Raw genomic sequence first — 26,305 nt, 5'->3', positions numbered from 1 at the left:
TTTATTAAGGAATTTCAGTTTCTTTAAAAAGAACTTCCACAATACGTTTGACATCGTCATTTACAAGGGAATATATAATTTCTACACCATTTCTTGTGCCTTCAATAATCTTTTTTGATTTAAGAATAGCTAAATGTTGAGAAACTGTAGATTGAGGAACATTTAAGCAATCTTGTAAGTTTGAAACATTTAAGCTTTTTCCACATAGCTTGCAACATATACAAAGGCGTATAGGATGACCAACAGCTTTTAAAATTTCGGCTTCACTAATAATTTTTTCCTTATAAATTTGCTCTTTATTATTATTCAAAATAATCACCTTTTAATTCAGTTTATTCAAATATACGAATGAATTAATTTTATGATATAAGTTAAAATATGTCAAGCATGTAGATAAACTAGGTCGTAGTTTATCTACATGCTAAAATGAGTATGAAACCAAAAAAAGAATTTACTTATAAAGTTCTCCAGCAAGTTCTACTAGGGTGTCATTATCGATTATTTCAATTTTCTTATTATTAGATTTGATAATATTCTTTTGATTTAATGATTTTAATGTTCTAGATAAATGCCTATAACTCGTTCCTAAAAGTTCTGCAATATCTGAGAAAGATGAAGTAAGTGTAAAAGCTCTTTCTCCAGCTGAAATATGAGTGAGATAACTTGCTAACCTATTTTCAAGTGGATATAAAATATTGATGGAGCTAACATAGGAAAGATTATTTAACTTGTTACTTAAATTTGTACATAAATATTTAAGAAAAGTAGGATCATTAATACAATATTTTCTGATTATATCAGTGGGGATACCTACACAAAATGTATCTGTTAGAACTTCAACATTTGTGTTATAGTATTCTTTTTCTAATATTTCTAAGTCTCCAAAGTTGTTAAAGGGTTCATAAAATTTTAAAAGAAAAGATTTTCCATTTTCTAACAATATATATACTTTTGCATTTCCACAAACTAAAAAATAAAAGTTTAATATCTTCGCTCCGTCTCTACAAATAAAATCTCCTTTTTCAAAGTAATAAAGTTCAGCTTTTTTTAGAGCTATTTCAGGGACAATTTTGTCAATACTATATTGTATTATGTAATTATTTAACAGCTTATCATCTTTAAGTATTTTCATATTTATTTTCCTCTTATTAAACAGGACAAAAGTCCTAATAATCTTTTTGAAACTATGTTAACTTATTATTGGGAAAAAGTAAAGTAGGGGGAGAAAGTTTATGTTTAAAGGGTTAGCTATTTTTGATGGAATGTTGATATCGCTAATGGTTATGGTGAATGGATTATTGGCAATGTCATTAGGCGATTATGCTGCACTAATAGTTATTCATATCACTGGGCTTATAGCTATTACGATAATTATAATAATGAAAAAACAAAAAATAAGTATAGCAAAAGTACCATTCATATTATTTATGGGAGGAGCTCTTGGCGTTTTCACAGTGTTTTCAAATAGTGTATGCGTTAGTGAATTAGGGGTAACTTTGACTTTAGGTATCGGATTAGTAGGTCAAATAATTGCTTCTTGCGTAATTGATCACTTTGGATTATTGGGAGTTAAGAAATATGAATTTATACCTAAAAAAATTATTGGTATTATATTAATGTGCATTGGTATCTTTGCAATGTTGAGATTCTAGGGGGAATTGTATGTATATACTATTAGCTTTAATTACAGGTGGTATCGTAATATTAGGAATTATTTTGAATGCTAAATTAGCCCAAAAAATTAGTTTAACTGGAGGAACATTTATAAATTATGTCGTAGGATTGCTGTGTTCCACAATACTATATTTACTAATTTATAAAGGGTTTGATTTGCAACTATCGGTTATAAGGAATATTCCATTAGTATATTTAATAGGTGGATTGCTAGGTGTAGGTGCTGTAATGATGAATAATGTAATTATACCTAAAATTCCAGTATTCTATACAACCATTTTGATATTTTCGGGACAACTTCTTGCAGGGATTTTACTAGATTATTTTTATTTAAAGCAACTGCCTACTGGTAAGGTTATTGGAGGCGTATTTATTATATTAGGTATTGTTTATAATATGAAGATTGATAAAGAAAAGGTAGCAGCTTAACTTATGCTACCTTTTCTTTTTTTTATAAAAAAAATTATTTTTGGGAAAGCTAAGTAAAAGAAAAAAGTTAGTACAAAAATTCTAAAGAAAAGGTGATGAATATATGGAATTTAAAGGTCAAACTCATAAGAAAAGTAAGAAAAATGATGGTATAAAACCTACAGATAAAAACAGAAAAGGTAAAAAGAACAAACCACAATATGAGAATTTTAATGGAGAGGACGTTTATTAGTTAAGAGTTCAGAGTAGTTATAACGACGGTGATGGGAAAGAACAAATGCATATATAGCTACAAAGACACTCCACTTCACTAAGAAAATCTAATTCATTTTCTTAAATATATGCTAAAAAATTATAACTCGCAAGCTCAAACAATAATTTTTCTTAACGCATATATTACAAAAATGAATAAGAATTTCTAAAGCTTGTTACGATGCCTTTTACGCTATATATGCTTCTTCTACTCACTAAAGGATGGAATTTATAAATTAGTTTAAAAATTTTACATAATACTGCAATGTATTGAAATAACTGCATTTGACAAGTATGAAATTCCTGGAAAAATTTATAAATTCCTATACAATGAAAAAAGATGAGAGTGCTGTCTCTCATCTTTAATTTATAGGTCTACTGCTGGTGAGTTTTTTCTGCCATGACGATGTCCGTGTCCATGCCTATTTCCTTTACAGACATTGCAATTTCTTTTGTTATCAAAATCACTACAAAGTCTATAGTTACCACCTTCGATTATTAAAACCTTACCATTCACTAAACTATCTGCTAATTTTTTACGAGCATCATTATAAATTCTTTGCACAGTAGAGCGTGCTACTTGCATAGTATCAGCAGTATAGTTTCATATTCTTCTACAGTCATTATTATAGATTCATTAACATTTTCAGATATATCTATAGGACCGAATTTATTAATTTTATCTAAAAAAGACTTTAACATATGAAACATATTTATATATGTGTAAATATTGGTAATATTCAAATATGTGTATAAAATTCGATGAAATCTTTGTATAATTTAAATATAATTAAAACAAAGGGGAGAAAATTGTTGAGAAACTTTAGGAAGAATATGGCTATAACCATATTCAGTGTTTTCTTGTGCAATATTTTACCGGTTACGGTAATAGCAGAAAATTTTGAATTTCTTGGATTTCAATATAGAATGGTAAGACATAAGGAAAAGAAGATGGTATTACTAAGACCAAAGAAAGCAAAACTAAAATCACTAGTAGATAAAGTCAGAACTCACATAAAAAGTAGTAGGGATAAAACAGTTGAAGATATGATAAAAGGACTTAATCCAATACTACGAGGATGGGTAAATTATTATAGAATAGGACATTCAACAAGAGTATTTCAATTTATAAAAGGCTGGGTGGAAAAGAAAGTACGAAGATTCGCAAGAAGAGCTCAAGGAAAGATGGGCTTTGGCTGGAAGAAATGGAGTAGCGAAATAATATATAATGTGTGGGGTCTATACAATGACTACCAAGTTAGATATTATAATATGTGAAAGTAGAAACCAGTACATAGGAATCATAAACTGTTAGACGAATTCATCAATTGAGCCGTATGAGGGAAAACTTCACGTACGGTTCTTTGTGGAGGGTAATGGAAACAGGCTTTTATAGTACTGCGCCATTACTCTACCCGACCAGTTAATATGGATGATCCTAATGGATATTTTGGAGGGGTACTAACATCAATATTTTCTGTTGTAGGAGGAATGCTATCTATACCTTTGACTATAGGTATTGTAGCAACCGTTGGTGTAACAGTATTAGTATATTATACTATTATAAGGCCTGTAGTTTCACATTACAAAGATCATATTACTCACTCGAACAGTTCTGGAGGAGATGCGTCAGTTGCAAATGGCGATAATAGTAAAGCACCCAAAGGAGGGGGACGTGATGTTACAGGACTACCAAGCCAAGGACCTGTATGTGGTGATGTTCCAGGAGCACCACCAGTTGATGCAGGAAGTCAGAAAAAGCATGTTCCAACGCACAAAGGAAGTATTCCAACAAAAACACAATGGCCAGTAGGTGAAAATGGAGTTGATTTAACCCAAGAAGGTTGGCAGAACGGAGAAATTGTAAAAGATACACCAGGTGATCAAGTTAGAGTTTGGGATACTGGAAGAGTTATTGGGGCAAATGGGGAAACAAGGGTAAAAGTTCATCAGAAGAAAAAGACAGGCATGATACATGGTTATCCAGTTCCTAGGAGGGAATAATATTGAGCAGTAATGTGTTTAATGACATTAATAGAGTATATAAAAAAGGAGATATAAAATATTTATTGAGTAAATATATTGATATCAATTATTGGGAAAATGAACTAAGTACATTTTTCCCGAATAAGGGTATAGAGAATTTTACTGATTTTAATTATAGTACATGTTTTACTATGTACATTAATATTTCAGATACATCAGCAAAAATTGGGACGCAAGAATTTGATGATTTTATAATTGGTAATGGGTGTGCATATAGAGTGCAAGTTCAAATATCAGTTATAGCACCATATGCAACAGTTAAGTTTATAAAATATGAATATGATGGAAAAAGAATTAAATTCACCAGTAAAAATTCACCTTTTTTAGAGGAGCATTTAATAATATCAAATAAAGTCAACCAATTTCTTTATAAGTTCAATTTAGAATTGTTAGGTGATGAAGTATTATCTTTACAAGTCGCTGATGTATCGCTTGAGTTGAGACAGGAAAATGTAACTGTATATAACTGTCTTTTTGAAGATGAATATGACTACTAAAGTACTTTGTACACAAGCTAATATACGTTAGAGAATGCTAAATTATGACGATATACGTGTAATAAGTGTTATATGCAGGCAAAGCTTCTTGAGGATTGTGAGCTAATTGTAAGAAGAGAGAGCGGAAATCCGATGCGAAGTAGGGGCAATGAAGTAGTATGAGAAATAAAAAAATGATGGTTACAATTTTTGTGAAGTAACTGCAAAATACAGTTGAAACTCGCTTCGTAAAAAAGATATGTCAAAGAATTTCTTATAATTACAGTAAATTGTTGGAAAGTAGGAAGAAATCTTAACAGCATAATTCAAATAATGCAGTGAGTACAAGCAAATAAAAATAGCTCAACAGGTCATAGTACTTGTTGAGCTTGTTTTTTAGGTGAATCAAAAGGAAAATCAAATATATATTATTATATTGAATACAAAAAGTGTAATTATAGGAGCTAACGTCAGCGATACTGGCAGCGTTAGCTCTATTTCTTTGCCTAAAAATAGAAAACAAGCTCAGCCTAAAGGTCTCGCCACAGCCTGCTGGGGTGTAAAATTTACCAGATTCAAGTCGTTGTGAACGAAGTGTAACAACATTGAGCGAATAGCGATGCGAGGATGGAAATCCGATGCGAAGGAGTGATAGGTTAGTATTGCTTATAAAGAAAAAGTAATGTTTAACATACTTTATGGAATTATAGATATAACAGTGCAGGTATAGATAAAAAGAATTAAAGTAAATAGGTGACCCGAAGGGTACGAAAAAAGCATGTTTCTTGAGAAGAGGAGCATGCTTTTTTACATTAAATGCAGAAGCAAAATCAACAACTACAAGAGTAAGTACTATAACTAACAATGGCAGCTCAATAAGCTATACAGAAAATAAACCTTACGTAAACTTAATCTATACATGTCAAAAATCTCAGGCACCAATGAGTTTTGGACATGCATAGATTTATAGTTGAAGTGGTTTATCTTAATGATGCAAATGGAAATATTGAAACTATAACTGAAAATGGTAAACAGATAAAATATTATTATAATGAACTAAACGAGCTTATTAGAGAAGATAATGAAGTCTTAGGAAATACAATTACTTATACCTATGATGGTGGCGGTAATATAACGAAAAGGACAGTTTATCCATTTACTAATGGTACATTATTACAAAATAATTTCTTGGATATTCAAAATAATAATTTATATGTTGATGGAAGCTTTGAGCTTGGAATAAATGAGATTGAATCAAGATACGGAACAGGAAGTACATTAATCACTGATACAAGTAATGCAGGAATTGCAATAGCAGGAGATAAATACTTCTATATGCAGGGATATTCAGGAGATAATTATGCATATATTAATCAAAGTATGCAAGTAACTCCAGGAAAAACATATAAAATAAGTTTTTATCATAAAGAATATACACAAGGTAATCTAACAGGTGATTCAAGCTATATAAAATTAAGTGATGGAAGTCATGTTTCTTTTGATACGACCTTAATAGGTGATTCTCAGTGGAGAAAAATGGATAAGATGTGGACTTGTTCAGAAGGAATAACATCAATACAATTAAGGTTTGGCTTTGGAGCAGATGACTATAGCTGGCTTGCAGTAGATGATATTCGAGTTCAAGATATGGGAGATAATAACTTAAATTCAGATGGAAGTTTTGAGCTTGGAATTAATTATATTGACTCACGATATGGAATAGGAGCCACAAAAATCATTAATACCAGCAATGCAGGAACAGCAAGAACAGGAGATAAATACTTCTATATGGATGGGGATGAAGGAGATAATTATGTATATATCAATCGTCCTATGCAAGTAACTCCAGGGAAAACATACAATATAAGTTTTTATCATAAAGAAGCTACAACAGGTACCTTATTATCAAATTCAAGTTATATGAGGTTAAGTGATGGTAATCATGTTTATCTTGATACAACTCTAGTAGGAGATCAAGAATGGCATAGAATGGAGAAAACGTGGACTTGTCCTGAAGGGATAACATCAATACAATTAAGGTTTGACTTTGGAACAGATAACTATAGCTGGCTAGCAGTAGATGATGTTGAAATTATTGAAAATAACACATATGAACCTATTGAAACAATAGAATATAGCTATGATGACTCTACTTGGAAAGATAAACTAACAAGCTTTAATGGAAAAGATATAACTTATGATGCTATAGGTAATCCATTAACTTATGATGGTTGGACATTTGATTGGGAACATGGAAGACAGTTAAATTCCATGAATGGAAATGGACAATCAATAAGCTTTAAATATAATTCATCAGGTATAAGAACAGAAAAAACAGTTGGTAGTGTTACAACAAAATATCATCTTGAAGGTGACAAAGTAACCTTTGAGTCAGATGGGACAGATTCAATTTACTATACTTATGATAGTAATGGTAAATTGGTTAGTATGGACTTAAATGGAACTGAATATTACTACATTAGAAATGCTCAAGGAGATATTACTGGGTTATTTGATGAGAATGGTATACAGGTGGTAAAATATAATTATGATTCATGGGGGAAACTAACTCCATCCCAAGATGAGTTAGATGACGCTACAGATACGGACAAAAATGGAATAACTGGTTCTTTAAGAGATAGCATTGGAGTTAAGAATCCATATAGATATCGTGGATATAGATATGATTCAGAGACTGAGTTGTATTATCTGCAATCAAGGTACTATAACCCAAGTTGGGGTAGGTTTATTAATGTGGATGATATTGATGTTCTCGATGGAGGAAATGATCACATTCTTGAAAATAACCTTTTCGCTTACTGCTTTAACAATCCAGTTAATATGAGCGATGAAGATGGACATTGGCCATCTTGGGCGACAAAAGTATTAATTGGTGCTGCGGCAATCGGTGTTGGTGTTGCAGTAACAGCATTAACCGGTGGTGCAGTTTTGCCAGCTCTGATAGCAGGTGTTAAAGCGGCTGCTACAGCAGGTTTGATTGGTGGAGCAGTAGGTTCAGCTGCGGGAGCAGTAAGTCATAGGATAAGTACTGGAAGTTGGGAAGGTGCAGGCAAAGCAGCATTAACAGGAGCAATAAATGGCGCAGCAGATGGATTCATGACTGGAGGGATAATGGCAGGCGCCTCACAAGTTGCGAGTGCAGGATTTAAAGTCGCTGCGAAGGCAACTGTGAATGCGGGAAAAAATGTAAGTGGTATAAAATTAACAAAAAACATCAAAGTTCTATCTCCAGACAAACTATACCTTAAAAACAATGGGGGAACATTTTTAAAAGTAGGAAAGACTTTCAGAATTGATGTAGGTTCAAACACCCTTTTTCATATGCATTTCCCGGGTGCATATCCATCTACTCATTTTCAGATTGGAACAATAGGCGCTGGTCTATACGGAGGATTTAAAAGATGAAGGTCAAGGTAGAAAAGTATGTATACAAAAGAATAGCAGACATATTTGTTAAGAGAATTGATTGCACGGCACAAAATATCTTGCAGCTAATTAGTGTTTTCAATTTTGGCAATATATTGGCAATAATTGACTCCGAAGATGACTTGAGTCCGATTCTTTTAGAGATGAAACAAATGGGAATAAAATATACGACAGCTTTTTCTGTGAACAATTCTCCAATTACAAATGTGGTACTGCTTTGTGATCCTGATAAGTTCAAAAAAATTATTACAGATGCATTCCAATACAATCTAGAGGGGATTTTTCTTACTAACGTTAATGATCAAAATCAATGGGAGCAATACCTATACAATAGCAACTACATTCAAAGCAGAAAGTTGGTAAAGAATAAGTATTCGGATTTAAGTATAGGTGTATCTATCCTTGAGTATGAGATAGGCATATCTCTTGATAACAAAGTTTATGATGCGTCCCTAATAGTTTCAAAGATCAAAGAATTGTTTTAAGCATAAGCGGGATACTACGTGCCCAGAAAGCCCCCCCCCGTTCCAAGAAAACATTTTGTAAATATTTATATTAATATTAATAAATATCTAATTAATGGATTTTTGTTTTGGGGTTAGAAAGTAAAAGTTTCGGTTCTACTTTTACTATAAATATTGTATCTATTAAAAATATAAGGCTGTAAATAGATTTGAAAATCAAATTTATTTACAGCTCTTTTGAGTTTGATGTGAAATAAGACCGTACAGATTTAGAGTTACTAAGGATTATGGAGAATACGAAATGATTAAGATAAAGCGGATCATACAGAAAGATTTTTATAATGCAAAAAATTACCATAACTACTACAACTACAATTCCAGGTACTTCACGCTTTATTTAGAAATTACGGAACTCCTACTTAAAACCAATTAGATAGGTCACAAGATAGTTTAATTCTTGAAGGATTTGATATTAATGATTTAAGTGAAGAGAGAAAAAACAGCTTTACAAATAGATTAAGTGCTGTTAGCAAGCTCAACCTGGAGGTTTCGCAAACACCTCAGGGTACGCCAAGAAAGGGCGTAAAGAGAAAAGAATAACACACGAAGTGTGATGTTCTTTTCTGCTATATAGCAGGCGCGAATCCTGCATGGCAAAGGTTAGCAACCAGTCATTAGTTAGCCTTGGGTTTATTACGGTGACGTAATAGATTAAGTGTAGGCAAACGAACTATCAGGCCGTAATCTGTATGATGAAGCTACTAGCTCCGAAATGTTTGGCAAATTTGAAAAGGATGATGCTATCCTGGGAGCAGAAATCAGCACTTGTATTTTTGATATTGCGAGGAAATACAAGCTTTTCCGGAGTTCTAAGGCACAGCATGATAGATATTGGTATAGCACGTCAACTTGGGAGGACTTAGTTATCTTTATGAAAATAAAGTATGGAGGTACAAGTGTAAAAGCAAGGAATCCAAATGTAACTAAGTAGTCGGATTACATCATAGTACTAATGAAGCAGGGTAATTCTTGTGGAGGGAAGGGTGTAACACATTATTGCCCTTGAAAAGAGAAACATTACCTTACACAGAGGAGGAATAAATAATGTCAACGAAACTCGATAGGATAGCAGAAATAGCTGAAGAAAGACCAAACGAGAAATTTACTTCATTAATGCATCTTATAAATAAGGAAATGCTTATTGAATGTCACAAAGAACTAAAAGCTAAGAAGGCTTCTGGAATAGACAACATGACAAAATGGGAATATGAAGGAAATTTAGAAGCAAATATTGAAGACCTACTTAAAAGAATGAAATCACTTAAGTACAGACCTAAACCTGTTAAAAGAGTATATATACCGAAAGCAGGGTCAAGTAAGAAAAGACCTTTAGGTATACCATCTTATGAAGATAAGATAGTACAATTAGCCATTAACAAAATTCTGCAAGCAATATATGAACAAGATTATCTAGATAGCTCATTTGGATTCAGACCAAACAGAAGTTGTCATGATGCAATTAAGATACTAGATGTATACCTTAGTAGAAAGAATATAAACTATGTGGTAGATGCTGATATTAAAGGGTTCTTTGACAATGTAGATCACAAATGGATGATGGAATTTTTAGAACATAGAATATCTGATAGCACACTACTAAGATATATCAGCAGATTCTTAAATGCAGGGATAATGGAAAACGGTCGTTTCTATAAGGCATATGAAGGTGCTCCGCAAGGTGGCATAATATCACCTAGCCTGGCTAATATATACTTACACTACGTGCTTGATTTATGGTTTGAAAAAGTAGTACGTAAATGGTGCAAAGGGGAAGCATATATAGTCCGCTACGCTGATGATTTTGCATGCTGTTTTCAATATGAAAGTGATGCGAAAGCATTTTATGAAACATTAAAGAAGAGATTAGCAAAATTTAGTCTTGAAATTGCAGAAGATAAAACTAATATAATTAACTTCGGTAAGAAAGCATATTATGACCACAAATTTGGGAGGGCTTGAAAGAAACCGGTAACATTTGATTTCTTAGGATTTACTCATTATTGTAGTTGTAGAAAGAATGGTTCTTACAGAGTTAAGAGAAAGACAAGTAACAAGAAGTTTAGAGCTAGTCTAAGAAGGTTAAAAGTTTGGCTACAAAGAAATAGAGTACTACCAATAGGCCTTATAATGAAGAAATTAAGACAGAAACTAATAGGATATTATAGATACTATGGTATAACAGATAATAGTCGTGCATTACAGAAATTTAGGTATTTAGTAAGACGACTAGTCTATAAGTGGCTAAATAGAAGGAGTCAAAGGAAAAGCTATAACTGGCAGACTTTTAGTATGATGTTTAAAAGTTATAAAATTCCGTATCCTAAGATTTATGTTAATATATTTGAACGTAAATCTACAATCAGCTATATTTTGTAAATGATAATGTGAGGAGCCGTATGCGGGAAATCCGCACGTACGGTTCTGAGAGGGTTTCAGCGAGGAGACTTGCTGATTCTACTCGACGGTGTAAAATTTACCAGACACAAGTCGTTGTGAACGAAGTGAAACAACAGAGAGCGGAGAGCGGTGCGAGGATGGAAATCCGATGCGAATGGTTGAGTAGGCAGTAGTTGTAGAAAGGGAAAAAGTAATGTTTAGCATAGTTTACGGAATTAAAGATATAACAGTACAGGTATAGATAAAAAGAATTAAAGTAAATAAGTGACCCGTAGGGTGAGAAAAAAAGTATGTTTCTTGAGAAGAGGAACATGCTTTTTTGCATTAAATGCAGAAGCAAATTCAACTACTACAAGAGTAAGTACTATAACTAATGATGATAATCCAATTAGCTACACTTATGATGATATGGAGTTTTCTTGGGAGCATGGCAGACAGTTTAAATCCATGGGTGATGGAACTAAATCATTAAGCTTTAAATATAATTCATCAGGTATAAGAACAGAAAAAATAGTTGGTGCTGTTACAACAAAATATCATCTTGAAGGTGACAAAGTAACCTTTGAATCTAATGATTATTCCACAAAAATAATTTAGTTGAACTTCATATAGAATATTTAGCGTCAGAAATCTTTAATCTGCGGTAAATATTCTATATGAAATAGTTCAACTTATTTTTGTGGGAAAATCATAAAATAAAAATGGAACAGATTCAATTCATTATACCTACGATAGTAATGGTAAATTAGTGAGCATGAATTTAAATGGAACTGAATACTACTACATCAGAAATGCTCAAGGAGATATTACTGGTTTATTTGATGAGAGTGGTATACAAGTGGTAAAATATAATTATGATTCATGGGGTAAACTAACTCCATCTCAAGATGAGTTAGATGACGCTACAGATACGGACAAAGATGGAATAACGGGTTCTTTAAGAGATAGCATTGGGGTTAAGAATCCATATAGATATCGAGGATATAGGTATGATTCTGAGACAAATTTATACTATCTACAAAGTAGGTACTATAACCCTGAGTTTTGTCGCATGTTGAATGCGGATGCAATCGGAGGAAAGATAGGAACTATGCTATCCCATAATGCATTTGCGTATGTAATGAATAACCCTGTGAATATGGAGGACGCAAACGGATATTGGCCTAAATGGACAAAGGGATTAGCAATCGCGGCAGTAACAGTAGTTGCAGTAGCAGCTGTTGTGATAGCTGCTCCAGTAGCTGCATGTGCAATTGGAACGGGGATAGATATGGCGACAGGAGCGTCCGCATCTACTGCAATGGCTTTGACTTCAGTAGCAACAGTAGGGGCATATGCGGTAGCAGCTGGAGTTGGTGTATTTGGAGCAAATCGAGCTTATGAAGCGGTTAGTGATAATAACGTTTTGCGAGATACAGTATTTCGAGGGAATGAAAGTGCATATAATACTGCTGAGAATTTTGTAAACATAGCAGGTGCTATGGTTGTAACTACAGCAGCTTTAGCACCTAATGGAACTTGTTTCGTTGCAGGGACATTAGTAGCAACATAAAAAAGGTTATATTTCAATAGAACTAGTAGAAGCTGGAGATTTAGTTTACGCTGAGAACCCGGAAAAGGTGAAATAGCATTAAAAACAGTAGTAGAAACGTATGTTAAAGAAACTAAACAACTTATATATGTTTATATTGGTGATAAAAAAATTGAAACTACGGCAGAACACCCATTTTATTTTAAAGGAAAAGGATGGGTAAAAGCGCTTAATCTTAAAATCGGCAATGAATTAGCTTCAAAAAATGGTGAACGAAAGATAGTTAATAAAATTGAAGTAAAAGAATTTGATGCGCCAATAACAGTTTATAATTTTCAAGTAACAGATTTTCACACTTATTATGTAACTAGTGATGCAATATTAGTTCATAATGCGAATTGTGGTGACGCAGATGTTGGAAAGTTAAAAAGATTATCCAAAAGAGAAATAAAGGCTATAGGTGGCGAAGAAGTAACTAGAAATATAAAGAGAACTCATGGTGGCAGTTTATCAAATTTGTATATAGACCGAAAAACAAATGAAGTATTTGCAATTGGAAATGGTTCTAAAATGGGTTCATACATTGGACTATTTGAAAATTTAAAAGACTCGTATAAGTAATAATAAAGGTGGGTTACTATGTTTAATAATGATTTAGCAATAGAAGAAGGGAATGCAAAAACTGTAAAAAGTTTATGCAAACCAACCATTAATCTAAAGCTTTTACAGTTTGAACAATTAGCGAATATTTTTACAAAGGAACCATATATTATTTATATTAAAAAGACAAAAAAATCATACCCAAAAACAGGAACAGTTATGTTTTATTATCGTGAAGCCAGGCTTAACCATTCCATGTCTTCTTGGACTATTTATAAAATTGATGATGATAAAGGGGATTTACTTATTAGATACTCATACTGGGATAAGAAAAATGATATGGAGTTATTATATAAGGAAAAAGGTGATAAAATAAACAAGGATAGCTGCACTCCTACATTAAAATCACAGAACTTTTATATAAAATATAATGATACAAATAGGCTTAATGAACTGTTATGCCTTATGGAAAATTCATTATGTAAAGGTATTAATTTTTTTAGAGACAGTAGTGAGGATGAGTTAATTGACCAAGAATTATTAATGTGCATAGATGGGTATAGTATGGCATATACATGGTCATATCCATTACATAATCCTGGTATAAATAATTACTTGCAAAAAATTATAGAAGAATTTAATAGACTTATAAGCAGTTGTAAGTATAATATTGAGGAAATACAATTAGATTATATATGTCCTCTAGATACGTATTACAAATATATTTTAGGGAAATAGTACATTTGAAGTAAAGTAGAACCGTGTAGTATGTCAAGAAAACAACATTAACCCAGTAAACTGATATAATTTACTGGGTTTTTATATGATTATAGTTAGTTTATATTGTATATATTATTATGCTCTATTTTTAAATAATGATTCAAACTGAATGAATGGTTTACAATTTTTGAATAGAATAAACTTATTAGTATAATTAAGTCATATTTTATAATAAATATGCGATAACATACATCGTACTATAACCCGAGTTGGGGAAGGTTTATTAATGCGGATGCTTTAGGTGGAGAAGTTGGAAAACTCTTATCCCATAATGTATTTGCGTACTGTCTTAATAATCCAGTGAATATGGAAGATCCATCTGGATATATTGCTTGGTGGATTGTAGGAGCAGGAATTGGTGCTGTAGCTGGTGCAATAGCAGGAGCAGTATATTCATATAAAACTAAAGGTTCAGTAGATTGGAGATATGTTGCAGGAGGAGCGCTCGCAGGAGCTTTAGTTGGTGCAGGATTAGGATATGCTGCCGAAACAGCATATGCAGCTATGACTGCAAGCGGAGCAGTAGCAAGTAAAATCGCCGATGCTAAGGAAATGGCTGTACAACGAGCCGCACAGTTAAGGGATATTCTCTCAAAGCGTAAGTTACCAATGGGAACTTCTGCAGCAGTCGATAGAACAACTGGAAATGTATACTATGGCAATAGTGGAACAATTTCAAATAATATAAATAAAGTTTTACAAGCTCGAATGCCAAATCCAAGTTTACAAAAGTGGCCAGTAGCAAATTGTGCAGAATTTAATGCAGTCAATAATGCTTTAAATAGTGGAGCGAAAATTACAAACCTTGATGTTGCAACTGTTGTTGTAAAGACAGGACAAGCGTTTCCGATGTGTAAAAACTGTCAGATAACAATTTTTGGAGCAAATGTACTAACTAAATAAAATTAATAAGGAGGAGAATATGGAACTGTCACAAGCAACAAAAAATATATTAGAAAAGGCAGGGTGGACTTCTTGTCGTAAAATCGATATACAATCTTATATAGACGCTTTGATTGAAGATGAGTATGAAATAAATGATAAAGCTAAAATATTTCTTGCAGAGTTTGGTGGATTAGAGCTTATTCATCCAGCATATAGAGTTCCAAATGAAATGGATAAGTCTCATTTTGACCCTATATGTGCAATAAGTGTTATATATCGTGAGCGAGTTGAGACATATGAGGAAAGAATCGGAGAAAAGCTAATTGTAATCGGTCAAGGATATAATGAGTATTTAGTTCTTTTAATCTCTGAATCAGGTAAGATATTTGGTGCGTATGATGATTTTCTAACTTGTTTAGGAAATAATCATTTTGAAGCACTTGAAGCAATATGTTTGCAAAAGGAGACACCTGAAATTAAATAGATTAAGTGGATAAATCATGTTTTGGTAACTAAGGTATTGCTCACTTCTCTAAAAATATCATTATGTCTGAAGTTCCACAAAACAAAATCAAACAATTTAACTCAGTAGATTTTCAACAGCACCCTGTCAAGTAGACAGAGGAAATAATTAAAATTCATAGCGACAATCATTTGATTGATTGTCGTTATATTTATGCAACTAATTTTAATAGATAATTTAGCAGTGTGAAAAAATTTGTGCAAACTGTAAGGTTAGTTATAGTACATTTTATGGGAATGGAGGACCAAATAACCTAGAAGAGATACTTATGATTTTCCAGAATTGGGTGGGAGAAATAACAAAATGATTGTTACAATTTTACGGAAGTAACTGCAAAATACAGTTGAAACTCGCTTCATAAAAAGATATGTCTAAGAATATCTGACAATTGCAGTAATTACTAGAAAGTAGCAAGATACCTTAACCGCATAATTCAAATAATGTAGTGTATATCAGATTGAAAATAACATTTATGAGTCAACAGGTATAAACAATACTTGTTGGCTTTTTTCATAAGATAATTAACGTGCTAATGATATCTTATGGTAAAATTGAATATGAAAAAGACTATTAACTCATCATTTACAAAACAAATGAAAAATATGGTGAGCATATCTCAAACCGTTGAAAACACTATAAGGAATCTAAAACTAATGACTCTACAAGCTTTGCAAATCATTGTAGAAACTATACTTAGATGGCAAAAGCTTTTGAAACGGACAGTTCTAAGTTGATGATTTGAAACAATGGGGTACTGTATCCAGTTCTGATAGACCAGTGATACCAATGAGTTTAGAGTTTGAGAAAATTGGATATATACCAAGACAGCATTGTATTATCTGCAATCAAGATACTATAACCCTGAGTTTTGTCGCATGTTGAATACGGATGCTTATGGCGGAAGTAAAGGTGAATTATTATCACATAATTTATTTGCGTATTGCAAAAATAACCCTATTAAGTATTATGACCCAAGTGGATATGATGCAGCATTAGCAATGCAAACAGCTACATTCTTTAGCTGGCTACCTGCAGTTGATTTAGTTCTTCCAATAGGTGATATAGTATATGCAGCCCTAGTTGTAGGCGCATTATATATAGATAAAATACCAGCAGTAGCAGATTTAATTAGTAATAATGCTGATAAAGTTGCTAATGATGGTAATACAAGTATGGATACGAATGGGAGTAGCCCTAGCAATCCAAATGAACCTGGGAAGAAACCAGATAAGAATAGCTTATACGATAAGATTAAAAATGGGATTAAAGATGGCACTAAAATTTATAAAGAAAATTCTAGTGGTGAAAAAGTAGAATATGGTATTGAAGTTAAAATTAATGAAACATATAAAATTGTTTTAAGGAAAGATGTTGGAGAGTTTGCTCACGATCTATTAGATCATTACAATCTTGATCTTGCAACAAATATAGCAGGGAATGTAAAATTTAGGTTGCACATGTTTGTAGACGATGCTTTTGTAGTTTTTGAAAAATCTATAAAAATCCTACAACGTCATCGATTATAGGTTAAATTATATAAATGAATTAGTTCTTGTTGTCAATAATTGTTTTATTTAAAGGAGAGTTATAGTTTGAGCAAAAATAAATATAGTAAGATACCTTTATATTGTAATGAAGTTGAAGAGTATGAAATCAATAATAAGAATATAGCCAGATTACGAGTTTTTGAATGGAACATTGATGTATCAAATCAATGTAAGGTTATATTCAACTTTAGTAAAGAAGGATTAGTCGGGCTAGGGAATTATGCTATGAGATTAGCAAATGAATATATTGAGTATGATCATTCTCATATTGAACCACTAGGATATTCATATTCAACTCAAGCAATGGGATTCTTTTTAACTCCTGGTAGCCCAGAATTGATTTTTGGTTGTGAGGATTTTGGTACATTAAATGATAATGGAATTAATAATGCGAAAAAATTAAATAAAAGCGTAAATTTTAATGAACTTAAGTTAGAGTACTTGGTAGATTTGAATTTTGATAATGATTTTTTAGAAAGTCACGAAATTGGATTTTGTAATGTTGCAGAAATAAAAGTTATTAAAAATAATATTGATATTTCAAAGAAGTGTAGAGTAACCCTTATGTTAAGTAAAGATGCTTTAATAGGTATAGGGACACAAGCCTTAAGATTAGCGCATAATTATGATAAGAGAATAAAGTACTCTATAATTCCTAGCAATGAAGAAAATTCCAATAGTAGTTTTGGATTTTATTTAACATCTGATAGTAGTTCTATGATTGTGGGTTGTAAAGATAATAAAAATGTTTTCTATCATGATAAGAACTTTGGTAAGTGGTAATAAAGATATTGGATATATAAAATCATTTAATTTTACCCCAGTAGATTTGTTCTATTGGGGTTATAACTAACAATGGTAGCCCAATAACTTATACTTACGATGCAAATGGAAATATTGAAACTATAACTGAAAATGGTAAACAGATAAAATACTATTATAATGAACTAAATGAGCTTATTAGAGAGGATAATGAAGTCTTAGGAAATACAATTACTTATACCTATGATGGTGACGGTAATATAACGAAAAGGACAGTTTATCCATTTACTAATGGTACATTATTACAAAATAATTTCTTAGACATTAAAATAATAATTTATATGTTGATGGAAGCTTTGAGCTTGGAATAAAATGAGATTGAATCAAGAAATGGAGTAGGAACTACAATAATCACTGATACCAGCAATTCTGGAATAGCAATAGCAGGAAGTAAATATTTCTATATGGATGGAGATTCAGGTGATAATTATGCATATATCAATCAAAATATCCAATACACAATTCAATGCTGGAAGGTTAGCTTTATCAACTGGTGGTTCAATAAAAAAATTTGATAATCATATAATTAGTCCTAGAAGTAGACCCGGTTTGTATTTTGATCATTACCATGGTGTAGGGCTTAATGGAGAAAGAGTTCTATATTTTTTAGAGCTTATAATGTACTTTATTAATACAAGAAAAAATATTTTAGTGAGTGGAGGAATATATTATGAATATTATAGAATTGAGTTTAAAAAATACTGCTTATATAAATTATGTACCTCTTTTTTTATATGAAAATTATATATATTTTATTAGGCAGAATTTTAAACTAAATAATGTAGAAAGTGAAAATGTTAAATGTGATACAGTTCATGATGGTTTCTTCAAGTACAATTTATCAGATCATTCCGTTGAATCAATTTATACAACTAAAAAAATAATGAATTATTTTTTTAATAATGATTATTTAAAATTATATTATGTTGAGATACAAGAAAGAAATACAGAATACTTTGCAACCTTTTTCAAAATTAATAATAATACACAAGTTGAAAAAGAACAATTTTGTGTAAAGTTGCAAAGTTATGTAGAAAATAATTTTGCCAATGATTCTAATATAAAAATTTCTCCTTTAGATGTTATGGGGAACTTTGATCCCTTTGTATTAAAGGAGGATATTTTGGGTTATAAAGTTGATAAAATCAATGTTTACGATAGATTCTATAATAGTTTAGATGATAAGAATGAATTCCAAATTTTTATCTATGATGTGTTCGAAGGAAATAGTTATCAGGTATTAGATGATTTTTTTGGCAAGCATGGATTTGATAATATAGAGGTATGTACAATTAAAGAAAAAGAATATATTATTTTTAATACAGCGATGTATAATGAGCTGGATAAATATGAATATGTATATGATCCTGATGTCAAAAGCACTAGTTCTTTTAGAGGAACTATGGATGCAATTTATCTTATTCCATTAGAAACCTTTATAAATGAGGTAAAGCAAGGTAATAGAAGTATTCCGTATGAGAAAGTTGAGCTTATAGGACAAGAGGGCACAGTAAGACTGATTCATATAAATGATTGTAAAATATATTATAAAGTAACATATTTTGATAAGAACTTTTCCGAGATTGTCATTTATGATATTAGTTCAAAAAAATATCAGAGAAAAAGAGTAGAAGGTTTAAATAATCTGAGAGAACTAACCTTAGATGGTGAAATGGCATATTTCTATAATAATAAATTAAAATGTACTATTGAGTTAAGTGGTGAAAATTGGGAGAATAAAAGAGAAATAAGGATTGCGGGTGGATTTATAGGGGTTTTAGAATCAAAATATTTAATTTCAGAAGAAATTGAAATTTTAAATGATAAGTTGGTTTATTATTGTAACGTATATGATATTAATACATTAAAGTTGATTAAGAGAATTGAAGGGCAACCATTTATGTTAAAAAAACATGATATGGTTATTGTATGTTGATATATGAATAATACCTATTTTGTTACTTGAGATGATACGGGTACAATTCTTATTAATGCAAGCAATAAAACAAAACAAATTTTTCAAAATGATGATGAATTTTTTTCTAAAGCATTGAGTAATTCCAAAAGAATATTTCAAATATGAGATGATATCAGTGTACATACAATTTATTAAATGTTCACAAGAAGTAAGGATAAATTTATTTCACTATAGTACTATCGATTTTCTTAAAAATCCTACTTCTAAGTTTCATGGAAGCTATCAGGAAATGAAACGTGAAAAATATGGGATACCTGGACATTATCCTCACTTTCATATCGATCCTACGTATCAAAATATACATGGAGATCCTCACATATGGTATTATCCATCATTTTATTAAGCATTTAAAAGGAGTTGAGTAAAATGTATATTGTAAATATTGATGAAGAATTAGAACTTGATACTTATAAAAAGTTAATTGGTTTTGCTTTTCAAAAATCAGATACATTTATGTTAGTAACATATAGGAATAATAAAGATATTGAATCAAGATTTGCTTTAGCAGATAAGAGTTTATATGATAGCAAAGAAGAGTATTTGGTGTTCTTAGATATTGTTGAACAAAGGAAAAAAGAGGCGTATGAATATCAGCGTATTTTTAAAAATAATACAGAGGTATTTTTAGAAAAGTTGAAACCTTATTTGATAAAAATTAGAAATCATCCAACTGAATGGCCAAGTTCAAAAATAGCTTTTCTTAGTAATGATAGTAGTGTAGATATATGTACTTATAAAATTTGTAGTGAAGTAAAGAGTTATCTGCTAGATGTAAAAGGATTATTTAATTGGAGACATCCATATTTTCCGAATGATTTATGTTTTTTTTCTAAGGGATATTGTTGGTTTTATACTGTAGCTCATGATAGAGATGCTACGATGTATATATCAGATTTTAATGATGTTGTAAAGTTAAGAAAGCTTGGTCTGAAATTTAAATTATCTGAATGTAAAGATGAGGAAGTAATACTATTTCATGAAGACTATTAGAAACTATAGTAAATATATATAATATTTTGAGAGAGGGATAAATAAAGGCGATAAATAGGTTATTAAATCTTTAAAATCTAATGCTTGGGATATGAAAGAATAATTCAAAAATATTAACATTTTAATCTAGGCATTTTTAATCGATTATATAGCTTAGCGAGTAATAGTGAAATAAATTTGTAATTTTCATAAAGTGTTTTTAACCCAGGAGCAACTTAGGTCATTGCATGAACTCAGAAAGACGTCGAAAGGTTGTTGACAGAAGGTTAACAACGAAGAGCGTATAGCGATGCGAGGATGGAAATCCGTCAGGAGAATTATTATCTTGTAATATGTTTGCGTATTGTGGTAATAAACCTGTAAATAGAGTTGACCTAAATGGATATTTTTGGGGATCGCTATTAGCTGGAGTAGGAGCTGTAATAACTGTAGCTGTAGCAGCGGTAGCGATATTAACAGTTGTAGCAATTGTAGATGTGGCGATACAAGAATATAGAAATCATCATGTCACATATGCAGATAGTTCAAGTGATGCGGAAGATATAAATGACAGTACAGGTACAATAACAATAACAAAGGAATAACAGCAATAATAGATATTGATTTTACTGACAATGGTGATTCGCAACATCATACAAATCCACATCAACATTAACTTACACCAAATAACCCTAATAAAGCACCTAGAGGGGGATATAGGAAAGGTGACCCTTTGCCGTGGGACCATATTGCCGAGTAAATGGAGGGATTAATTAGTGAAAGAGCTGCGAATATTCGACAAAGTAGATAATAATAAGTATATTTTAGAATTAGGTTATTTAGTAAAAATAGTAAATAGTATCGATGGTGTTGTCTTAAAAGGTGAATGGGAAATTGTGCGAGGAGCTTATGGCTATGGGGAAGCAATTTGCCAAATAGAAGATAAGCTCAATAATGGAGAGCGATGTTTTGTAAGTGATAACGAAATATTCCCATTACTATTGGAAGATGAACAATACTTTTATCATGTAACAATGATGAAAGTTGGTTCGGACATATCAATAGGGGTATTTGATAGCACTTTTCTGTTTATAAAATCCGATGATGAAAGGTTGATTTGTGAGATAATGAATCATTTTAAAAATATACAGTTACTAAATTTGTAATGTTAATTTAGTTATTGAATTAAGCAAGTGACCCAAATAAGTATGAGTCACTATAGTACTGCTGACTTATCAAATTTTGTAATTACTTCACAAGTTAGCTATATCTAATTAAATAACATTAACCCAGTAGAATTTTAAGTAATAGATTTTCTGCTGGGTTTACTAATATGCACAATAAACAAGTATTGTATTAAGAATATGGAGAACCTGATAGCATTATTATTTCAAAACTACTTTGGTAGATTATGTTACAAATGTGACTTATAATAATTAAATGGGAAATAATTAGAAATATAGATAGGACTTATATTATGTAGAACATGCAACAAGTTACACCGTACTATAATCCAAATTGGGGTAGGAATATAAGTCTAGGACTAATAATTGTATATATACAATTATTTTAAAGTTTATATAGTTGAAATTTATGGATATGTAATGAAAATTAAGATATAATAGTATAAAAGCAATTGTAGCAGAAATGAGGTCTATAAAATGAGTAATATAATATTCCGAAAAATAGATGATTTATTATTACAGTTAAATAAATGTCGTCCACTTACAGAAGGTGAAGTAGAGCGATTAAGGGATGAATTCTTAATTGATTTCACATACAACTCTAATGCTATCGAAGGGAATACTCTAACTTTACAGGAAACGGCACTTATTATTAATGAGGGTATTACTATTTCTAAGAAACCATTAAAAGATCATTTAGAAGTAATGGGGCATAAAGATGCATATTTTTATGTAGAAGATCTTGTCAAACAGAAAATCCCACTTTCAGAAAAAGTGGTAAAAGATATTCATAGCTTGGTGTTGATTGATAAGCAACAGGATAAAGGTGTATATAGACGATTACCAGTTAGAATTATGGGAGCTGTTCATGAACCACCACAACCTTACCTTGTACCTGTTCAAATGAATGAGTTGATTTTAGAATATGAAGAAATGATAAAAAAAATGCATCCGGTAGAGCGTGTAGCATTATTTCATTTAAAATTTGAGGGTATTCACCCATTTATTGATGGTAATGGACGTACGGGTAGATTGTTACTAAATTTAGAACTTATGAAGGAAGGTTATCCTGCTATCAATGTGAAGTTCGGAGATAGAAGCAGATATTATGATTGCTTTACAGCATATCATGAATCAAATGGTAATCCAGAAGCTATGGTTCAAATGGTTGCAGAGTATGTGAAAGAGACACTAGAGAGGTATTTAGAGATAGTGAGTTTTTAACTATAAAGTAAATATCTTAATGAAGAAAAATGAATATTTATATTTTAAATGTTAAAAAATGAGGAAGGTATACTTGACTTTAAGTATTATCTTCCTTATTTAATATGAAATAAGATACAATATTCTTATGTGTTTTAATAGTAGCATTATCTACAATCATGGTACTATAACCCTGAGTTTTGTCGCATGTTGAATGCAGATGGCTTAGTTGGTAGTACAGGGGATTTATTATCACATAATATATTTATGTATTGCAAAAATAATGCTGTTAATATGAGTGACCCTTCAGGATTTAGAGAAATTCAAACTGCTACTCTTGCTGAAGAGACTGAAGAGATGAGGAAAGTTTCTCTTGCGGCAATGAGCAATATCTCACATAAGGGTAAATCAATCAAAAATCAGATATCTACCTTGAATTCTATGAGTAATGATTTGATGAATAATGCACAAAAGTATGGTAAGGAAGCATCTGAGAATGAAGATATTGTACTTGGTGTTAGTATTTTGAAATGGGGTGTAATAACATATACAGGTACTTTTGGACGTATTGGAGCACGTATAGCAGGAACCATGGGTTTAGGAAATGAAATTTATGATAATCGTTCAGATACAAGTATAAATGAACATATTACGCAAGGACTAATTACATCGGGAAACTTTAGGGCGGCTGCTGAGTTATCAGAGTCACATGCAATTCTTAGGGCATGGGATTCTATTAAGAGTGTATTTAAGCTACGGCCACTTAGAACTATCCCATATACGAGAATGAAAGAAAAACTTAATTAATTTAATGAAAGAGATCGTTTAAGAATAACTTCTACTAATTCTTAAGCCGACTCTGAGGAGGCGGAGGATAGTGTATGAGGAGTTTGTTAACATGGTATCATCCGTTGGATTTCCGATAGCTGTGAGTGTATACCTTCTTGTTCGATTTGAAAAGAAGATTGAAATTCTCAATAAATCTATTCAAGATTTAACAGTAGTTATAACGACGGTGATGGGAAATGAAAAAAGATGAGAGTGTTGTCTCTCATCTTTACTTTATAGGTCTACTGCTGGTGAGTTTTTTCTGCCATGACGATGTCCGTGTCCATGCCTATTTCCTTTACAGACATTGCAATTTCTTTTGTTATCAAAATCACTACAAAGTCTATAGTTACCACCTTCGATTATTAAAACCTTACCATTCACTAAACTATCTGCTAATTTTTTACGAGCATCATTATAAATTCTTTGCACAGTAGAGCGTGCCACTTGCATAGTATCAGCAGTTTCTACTTGATTTAATCCCTCCAAATCCATTAGTCTAATAGTTTCATATTCTTCTACAGTCATTATTATAGATTCATTAACATTTTCAGATATATCTATAGGACCGAATTTATTAATTTCTGGTAATGAACAAACATTTCTCCATTTTTTTGGTCTCACCATTGCACTAAACCTCCTTAGAATAATTATTACAGAAATCTTCACCTTCTATAATAACATTCATTTTAATTCATGGAAATCTTTACTCATTATTGTCAACAGTATCTAAATTGTTAGTAGAGTCTAATTGATTATTTATTTCATTAAGTCTTTGCTCTAGAGTAGCTTTTTCCTCAATAAGTAAATCTTTTTCAGTTTGTTGATTGGCTGAAGAATCAAAATTATTTGCTCTAAATCTTCTACCTAGTCCTCTTCCACTAAATCCTCTTCTACCAAATCCTCTTCTACAACCAAAACCAAGTCCAAGACCCAAACCACCAATTGCACCTACTACTTTAGTTGCATTACAAAGTCCCATTCCTCTTCCTGTTCTTTCACCTTGGCCCATAGGACCAGTACCATCTCTTCTTGGCATAAAATTACCTCCTTTAAGTTTTGGGCATATACCCTATACATTCATTATAATCTATTATGGGTATATGTCAATAACCGATTTGAATATTCTAATAAAAATTTAGATAAATTTTGTAAAAATAGGTTTATAACTTGTATGTACTTAATGAAAGACAATAAAGAAAGAGATCGTTTAAGAATAAGGTCTACTAATTGCTTTCAAAAAACATATAAAGTTTTTAATTCAACTAATTATTTATACAAGTCCAAAACTCATTAATGCCTGAGATTTTGTACATATATAAATATAGTTTCATAATAAAACTTTTAATTGAAGATTCGATATTTTTGAAAACAAAGTAGAACTAATCCTTAAGCCGACTCTGAGAAAGGGGGTTTTTACATGGCAGTTCAAGTAACAAAATTGAAATCTGATTTAGTTTTCAGAGTAATCACTGGTCAAAATGAAGAAGGTGAAGATGTTTTAAGAACTAAAAGTTTTTCTAAGGTAAAAACTGATGCAGCAGATCAAGCTGTTTTTGATGTTGCAAATGCTATCAAAGAAGTTCTTGCACATCCAGTCTTTGAAATCAGAAGAGTAGATGCTGAACTACTTGAAGAGGGAATGTAATTATTTTAGTGACAAGTGATAAGTTACAAGTGACAAGTTAATGATGATTTTCTTACAGAAAATCTTTGATTAAGCCTCTGCTAGCTTCGCTTACTGGTGAAATGAACATTTGATATGGGAAAAGGTTTTTTTATCTTTAGTTAATTAAAAGCTTTCACTTGTGAAAGGTGTCTATAACTTGTCACTTATCACTTGTAACTTGTCACTACGTTTGTTAAAAGTGCAATACATATTAAACTAAAACTATTGGGGGTATATAAGATGAGTAAAAAACTAGTTATGAAATTCAAAGATGCTGCTGGGGAGTCAAAATCTATGACTGTTACTGATGTTAAGGATGGTATTACAAAAGCTGATGCTGAGGCGCTTATGGATACTATTATTGCAAAAGATATATTTGCTTTTGGTCCAGATGTTTTATCCGCAAAAGATGCAGCGAGTATAGTTGAAACAACTGAAACTGATTTGTTTGATAATGAACTATAGATAAGAAATATATAGCTAGAAAGGTAGTTCACTTCACTAAGAATTTCTAAAGTTTGTTTAAATACCTTTTACGCAA

At 31.4% G+C, this 26,305-nt stretch carries 33 protein-coding genes and 2 pseudogenes; 30 read left to right on the top strand and 5 right to left on the bottom strand.

Features of this window, described 5'->3' with window-relative positions; translation table 11 throughout:
* Positions 1-4 precede the first annotated feature (4 nt).
* Both ACQ3F0_RS07760 and ACQ3F0_RS07755 read right to left on the bottom strand, forming a co-directional pair.
* A complete protein-coding gene (locus ACQ3F0_RS07760) occupies positions 5-310 on the bottom strand; it encodes an ArsR/SmtB family transcription factor (protein ID WP_428864599.1) in 306 nt (101 codons plus the stop codon).
* A gap of 141 nt (positions 311-451) precedes the next feature.
* Positions 452-1,132: a Crp/Fnr family transcriptional regulator gene (locus tag ACQ3F0_RS07755; RefSeq protein ID WP_428864598.1), complete on the bottom strand. Its 681-nt coding sequence runs from the start codon at positions 1,130-1,132 to the stop codon at positions 452-454.
* Between the two features lie 100 nt (positions 1,133-1,232).
* On the opposite strand from ACQ3F0_RS07755, the gene ACQ3F0_RS07750 reads away from it, so the two are divergent.
* The 3 genes from ACQ3F0_RS07750 to ACQ3F0_RS07740 all read left to right on the top strand — a co-directional run bounded on the left by ACQ3F0_RS07750 (position 1,233) and on the right by ACQ3F0_RS07740 (position 2,335).
* On the top strand, positions 1,233-1,652 hold the full coding sequence (locus ACQ3F0_RS07750; RefSeq protein ID WP_428864597.1) for a DMT family transporter: 420 nt from the start codon (positions 1,233-1,235) through the stop codon (positions 1,650-1,652).
* Positions 1,653-1,662: 10 nt separating this feature from the next.
* A complete protein-coding gene (locus ACQ3F0_RS07745; RefSeq protein ID WP_428864596.1) occupies positions 1,663-2,103 on the top strand; it encodes a DMT family transporter in 441 nt (146 codons plus the stop codon).
* 103 nt (positions 2,104-2,206) lie between these two features.
* Positions 2,207-2,335, top strand: a complete 129-nt coding sequence (locus ACQ3F0_RS07740; protein ID WP_428864595.1) for a hypothetical protein — start codon at positions 2,207-2,209, stop codon at positions 2,333-2,335.
* A 387-nt stretch (positions 2,336-2,722) separates the two neighbouring features.
* On the opposite strand, the gene ACQ3F0_RS26985 is transcribed toward ACQ3F0_RS07740, so the two are convergent.
* A complete protein-coding gene (locus tag ACQ3F0_RS26985) occupies positions 2,723-2,920 on the bottom strand; it encodes a DUF134 domain-containing protein (protein ID WP_487250439.1) in 198 nt (65 codons plus the stop codon).
* Positions 2,921-3,168: 248 nt separating this feature from the next.
* On the opposite strand from ACQ3F0_RS26985, the gene ACQ3F0_RS07730 reads away from it, so the two are divergent.
* The 25 genes and pseudogenes from ACQ3F0_RS07730 to ACQ3F0_RS07615 all read left to right on the top strand — a co-directional run bounded on the left by ACQ3F0_RS07730 (position 3,169) and on the right by ACQ3F0_RS07615 (position 24,306).
* Positions 3,169-3,633, top strand: a complete 465-nt coding sequence (locus ACQ3F0_RS07730) for a group II intron maturase-specific domain-containing protein (protein ID WP_428864594.1) — start codon at positions 3,169-3,171, stop codon at positions 3,631-3,633.
* Between the two features lie 150 nt (positions 3,634-3,783).
* Positions 3,784-4,359, top strand: coding sequence for a hypothetical protein (locus ACQ3F0_RS07725; RefSeq protein WP_428864592.1), 576 nt, complete (start codon positions 3,784-3,786; stop codon positions 4,357-4,359).
* A 2-nt stretch (positions 4,360-4,361) separates the two neighbouring features.
* The gene (locus ACQ3F0_RS07720) at positions 4,362-4,898 is read left to right on the top strand and encodes a hypothetical protein (protein WP_428864591.1); all 537 of its coding nucleotides are present in this window, start codon (positions 4,362-4,364) and stop codon (positions 4,896-4,898) included.
* 764 nt (positions 4,899-5,662) lie between these two features.
* Complete coding sequence (locus ACQ3F0_RS07715) at positions 5,663-5,839, top strand: hypothetical protein (protein WP_428864590.1); 177 nt, start codon at positions 5,663-5,665, stop codon at positions 5,837-5,839.
* A complete protein-coding gene (locus ACQ3F0_RS07710) occupies positions 5,832-8,303 on the top strand; it encodes an RHS repeat-associated core domain-containing protein (RefSeq protein WP_428864589.1) in 2,472 nt (823 codons plus the stop codon). The genes ACQ3F0_RS07715 and ACQ3F0_RS07710 overlap by 8 nt, the downstream gene beginning before the upstream one ends.
* Positions 8,300-8,809, top strand: a complete 510-nt coding sequence (locus ACQ3F0_RS07705; RefSeq protein ID WP_428864587.1) for a hypothetical protein — start codon at positions 8,300-8,302, stop codon at positions 8,807-8,809. The genes ACQ3F0_RS07710 and ACQ3F0_RS07705 overlap by 4 nt, the downstream gene beginning before the upstream one ends.
* A gap of 1,083 nt (positions 8,810-9,892) precedes the next feature.
* Positions 9,893-10,807, top strand: coding sequence for a group II intron reverse transcriptase/maturase (ltrA, locus tag ACQ3F0_RS07700; protein WP_428864586.1), 915 nt, complete (start codon positions 9,893-9,895; stop codon positions 10,805-10,807).
* A 123-nt stretch (positions 10,808-10,930) separates the two neighbouring features.
* Positions 10,931-11,224, top strand: a pseudogene (locus tag ACQ3F0_RS07695) (group II intron maturase-specific domain-containing protein); the annotation flags it as partial.
* Between the two features lie 297 nt (positions 11,225-11,521).
* On the top strand, positions 11,522-11,842 hold the full coding sequence (locus ACQ3F0_RS07690; protein ID WP_428864584.1) for a hypothetical protein: 321 nt from the start codon (positions 11,522-11,524) through the stop codon (positions 11,840-11,842).
* 157 nt (positions 11,843-11,999) lie between these two features.
* Positions 12,000-12,797 carry an RHS repeat-associated core domain-containing protein gene (locus ACQ3F0_RS07685; protein WP_428864878.1) on the top strand — a complete coding sequence of 266 codons (798 nt, stop codon included), beginning with the start codon at positions 12,000-12,002 and terminating at the stop codon, positions 12,795-12,797.
* 72 nt (positions 12,798-12,869) lie between these two features.
* Entirely contained in the window at positions 12,870-13,397 is a 528-nt protein-coding gene (locus ACQ3F0_RS07680) for a polymorphic toxin-type HINT domain-containing protein (RefSeq protein WP_428864877.1), read from the top strand.
* Between the two features lie 18 nt (positions 13,398-13,415).
* Positions 13,416-14,114 carry a hypothetical protein gene (locus tag ACQ3F0_RS07675; protein WP_428864583.1) on the top strand — a complete coding sequence of 233 codons (699 nt, stop codon included), beginning with the start codon at positions 13,416-13,418 and terminating at the stop codon, positions 14,112-14,114.
* 249 nt (positions 14,115-14,363) lie between these two features.
* A pseudogene (locus tag ACQ3F0_RS07670) lies at positions 14,364-15,059 on the top strand (hypothetical protein); the annotation flags it as partial.
* Positions 15,060-15,078: 19 nt separating this feature from the next.
* Positions 15,079-15,525, top strand: coding sequence for an SUKH-3 domain-containing protein (locus ACQ3F0_RS07665; RefSeq protein WP_428864582.1), 447 nt, complete (start codon positions 15,079-15,081; stop codon positions 15,523-15,525).
* 596 nt (positions 15,526-16,121) lie between these two features.
* Positions 16,122-16,298: a hypothetical protein gene (locus tag ACQ3F0_RS07660; protein ID WP_428864581.1), complete on the top strand. Its 177-nt coding sequence runs from the start codon at positions 16,122-16,124 to the stop codon at positions 16,296-16,298.
* A 96-nt stretch (positions 16,299-16,394) separates the two neighbouring features.
* Positions 16,395-17,090: an RHS repeat-associated core domain-containing protein gene (locus ACQ3F0_RS07655; protein WP_428864580.1), complete on the top strand. Its 696-nt coding sequence runs from the start codon at positions 16,395-16,397 to the stop codon at positions 17,088-17,090.
* A 66-nt stretch (positions 17,091-17,156) separates the two neighbouring features.
* Positions 17,157-17,894, top strand: coding sequence for an Imm32 family immunity protein (locus ACQ3F0_RS07650; RefSeq protein ID WP_428864579.1), 738 nt, complete (start codon positions 17,157-17,159; stop codon positions 17,892-17,894).
* 44 nt (positions 17,895-17,938) lie between these two features.
* On the top strand, positions 17,939-18,244 hold the full coding sequence (locus tag ACQ3F0_RS26980) for a hypothetical protein (RefSeq protein WP_487250440.1): 306 nt from the start codon (positions 17,939-17,941) through the stop codon (positions 18,242-18,244).
* Between the two features lie 359 nt (positions 18,245-18,603).
* Complete coding sequence (locus tag ACQ3F0_RS07645; protein ID WP_428864578.1) at positions 18,604-19,869, top strand: hypothetical protein; 1,266 nt, start codon at positions 18,604-18,606, stop codon at positions 19,867-19,869.
* A 408-nt stretch (positions 19,870-20,277) separates the two neighbouring features.
* Complete coding sequence (locus tag ACQ3F0_RS07640; RefSeq protein ID WP_428864577.1) at positions 20,278-20,901, top strand: hypothetical protein; 624 nt, start codon at positions 20,278-20,280, stop codon at positions 20,899-20,901.
* 332 nt (positions 20,902-21,233) lie between these two features.
* Positions 21,234-21,485: a hypothetical protein gene (locus ACQ3F0_RS07635; RefSeq protein ID WP_428864576.1), complete on the top strand. Its 252-nt coding sequence runs from the start codon at positions 21,234-21,236 to the stop codon at positions 21,483-21,485.
* Positions 21,486-21,656: 171 nt separating this feature from the next.
* On the top strand, positions 21,657-22,046 hold the full coding sequence (locus ACQ3F0_RS07630; RefSeq protein WP_428864574.1) for a hypothetical protein: 390 nt from the start codon (positions 21,657-21,659) through the stop codon (positions 22,044-22,046).
* A 495-nt stretch (positions 22,047-22,541) separates the two neighbouring features.
* Positions 22,542-23,288 carry a Fic family protein gene (locus tag ACQ3F0_RS07625; RefSeq protein ID WP_428864573.1) on the top strand — a complete coding sequence of 249 codons (747 nt, stop codon included), beginning with the start codon at positions 22,542-22,544 and terminating at the stop codon, positions 23,286-23,288.
* A 186-nt stretch (positions 23,289-23,474) separates the two neighbouring features.
* Positions 23,475-24,074: a hypothetical protein gene (locus ACQ3F0_RS07620; protein WP_428864572.1), complete on the top strand. Its 600-nt coding sequence runs from the start codon at positions 23,475-23,477 to the stop codon at positions 24,072-24,074.
* Between the two features lie 70 nt (positions 24,075-24,144).
* Positions 24,145-24,306, top strand: a complete 162-nt coding sequence (locus tag ACQ3F0_RS07615; protein WP_428864570.1) for a YvrJ family protein — start codon at positions 24,145-24,147, stop codon at positions 24,304-24,306.
* A 23-nt stretch (positions 24,307-24,329) separates the two neighbouring features.
* On the opposite strand, the gene ACQ3F0_RS07610 is transcribed toward ACQ3F0_RS07615, so the two are convergent.
* Positions 24,330-24,722, bottom strand: coding sequence for a DUF134 domain-containing protein (locus tag ACQ3F0_RS07610; protein WP_428864569.1), 393 nt, complete (start codon positions 24,720-24,722; stop codon positions 24,330-24,332).
* Positions 24,723-24,801: 79 nt separating this feature from the next.
* Complete coding sequence (locus ACQ3F0_RS07605) at positions 24,802-25,134, bottom strand: DUF5320 domain-containing protein (RefSeq protein ID WP_428864568.1); 333 nt, start codon at positions 25,132-25,134, stop codon at positions 24,802-24,804.
* 381 nt (positions 25,135-25,515) lie between these two features.
* Here ACQ3F0_RS07605 and ACQ3F0_RS07600 point away from each other — a divergent pair, with 381 nt between their 5' ends.
* Together ACQ3F0_RS07600 and ACQ3F0_RS07595 are read left to right on the top strand one after the other, a co-directional pair.
* On the top strand, positions 25,516-25,743 hold the full coding sequence (locus ACQ3F0_RS07600) for a DUF1659 domain-containing protein (protein WP_428864567.1): 228 nt from the start codon (positions 25,516-25,518) through the stop codon (positions 25,741-25,743).
* A gap of 261 nt (positions 25,744-26,004) precedes the next feature.
* Positions 26,005-26,229 carry a DUF2922 domain-containing protein gene (locus ACQ3F0_RS07595; protein ID WP_428863358.1) on the top strand — a complete coding sequence of 75 codons (225 nt, stop codon included), beginning with the start codon at positions 26,005-26,007 and terminating at the stop codon, positions 26,227-26,229.
* The last annotated feature ends 76 nt before the right edge of the window (positions 26,230-26,305 follow it).

It is taken from the genome of Clostridium sediminicola (assembly GCF_050402865.1).
Classification (GTDB): Bacteria; Bacillota; Clostridia; order Clostridiales; family Clostridiaceae; genus Clostridium_AF; species Clostridium_AF sediminicola.
This window is presented reverse-complemented; position numbering and strand designations above follow the sequence as displayed.

Excerpts from the sequence above, each read along its gene's own strand:
- ACQ3F0_RS07725 (WP_428864592.1), top strand. The coding sequence starts at position 3,784 with ATGGATGATCCTAATGGATATTTTGGAGGGGTACTAACATCAATATTT.
- ACQ3F0_RS07595 (WP_428863358.1), top strand. The coding sequence starts at position 26,005 with ATGAGTAAAAAACTAGTTATGAAATTCAAAGATGCTGCTGGGGAGTCA.
- ACQ3F0_RS07635 (WP_428864576.1), top strand. The coding sequence starts at position 21,234 with ATGTTTGCGTATTGTGGTAATAAACCTGTAAATAGAGTTGACCTAAAT.
- ACQ3F0_RS07610 (WP_428864569.1), bottom strand. The coding sequence starts at position 24,722 with ATGGTGAGACCAAAAAAATGGAGAAATGTTTGTTCATTACCAGAAATT.
- ACQ3F0_RS07665 (WP_428864582.1), top strand. The coding sequence starts at position 15,079 with ATGGAACTGTCACAAGCAACAAAAAATATATTAGAAAAGGCAGGGTGG.
- ACQ3F0_RS07675 (WP_428864583.1), top strand. The coding sequence starts at position 13,416 with ATGTTTAATAATGATTTAGCAATAGAAGAAGGGAATGCAAAAACTGTA.
- ACQ3F0_RS07750 (WP_428864597.1), top strand. The coding sequence starts at position 1,233 with ATGTTTAAAGGGTTAGCTATTTTTGATGGAATGTTGATATCGCTAATG.
- ACQ3F0_RS07640 (WP_428864577.1), top strand. The coding sequence starts at position 20,278 with ATGTATATTGTAAATATTGATGAAGAATTAGAACTTGATACTTATAAA.
- ACQ3F0_RS07645 (WP_428864578.1), top strand. The coding sequence starts at position 18,604 with ATGAATATTATAGAATTGAGTTTAAAAAATACTGCTTATATAAATTAT.
- ACQ3F0_RS07600 (WP_428864567.1), top strand. The coding sequence starts at position 25,516 with ATGGCAGTTCAAGTAACAAAATTGAAATCTGATTTAGTTTTCAGAGTA.
- ACQ3F0_RS07745 (WP_428864596.1), top strand. The coding sequence starts at position 1,663 with ATGTATATACTATTAGCTTTAATTACAGGTGGTATCGTAATATTAGGA.
- ACQ3F0_RS07620 (WP_428864572.1), top strand. The coding sequence starts at position 23,475 with ATGTTGAATGCAGATGGCTTAGTTGGTAGTACAGGGGATTTATTATCA.
- ltrA (WP_428864586.1), top strand. The coding sequence starts at position 9,893 with ATGTCAACGAAACTCGATAGGATAGCAGAAATAGCTGAAGAAAGACCA.
- ACQ3F0_RS07740 (WP_428864595.1), top strand. The coding sequence starts at position 2,207 with ATGGAATTTAAAGGTCAAACTCATAAGAAAAGTAAGAAAAATGATGGT.
- ACQ3F0_RS07605 (WP_428864568.1), bottom strand. The coding sequence starts at position 25,134 with ATGCCAAGAAGAGATGGTACTGGTCCTATGGGCCAAGGTGAAAGAACA.
- ACQ3F0_RS07685 (WP_428864878.1), top strand. The coding sequence starts at position 12,000 with ATGAATTTAAATGGAACTGAATACTACTACATCAGAAATGCTCAAGGA.
- ACQ3F0_RS07625 (WP_428864573.1), top strand. The coding sequence starts at position 22,542 with ATGAGTAATATAATATTCCGAAAAATAGATGATTTATTATTACAGTTA.
- ACQ3F0_RS07755 (WP_428864598.1), bottom strand. The coding sequence starts at position 1,132 with ATGAAAATACTTAAAGATGATAAGCTGTTAAATAATTACATAATACAA.
- ACQ3F0_RS07660 (WP_428864581.1), top strand. The coding sequence starts at position 16,122 with ATGAAAAAGACTATTAACTCATCATTTACAAAACAAATGAAAAATATG.
- ACQ3F0_RS07705 (WP_428864587.1), top strand. The coding sequence starts at position 8,300 with ATGAAGGTCAAGGTAGAAAAGTATGTATACAAAAGAATAGCAGACATA.
- ACQ3F0_RS07710 (WP_428864589.1), top strand. The coding sequence starts at position 5,832 with ATGCATAGATTTATAGTTGAAGTGGTTTATCTTAATGATGCAAATGGA.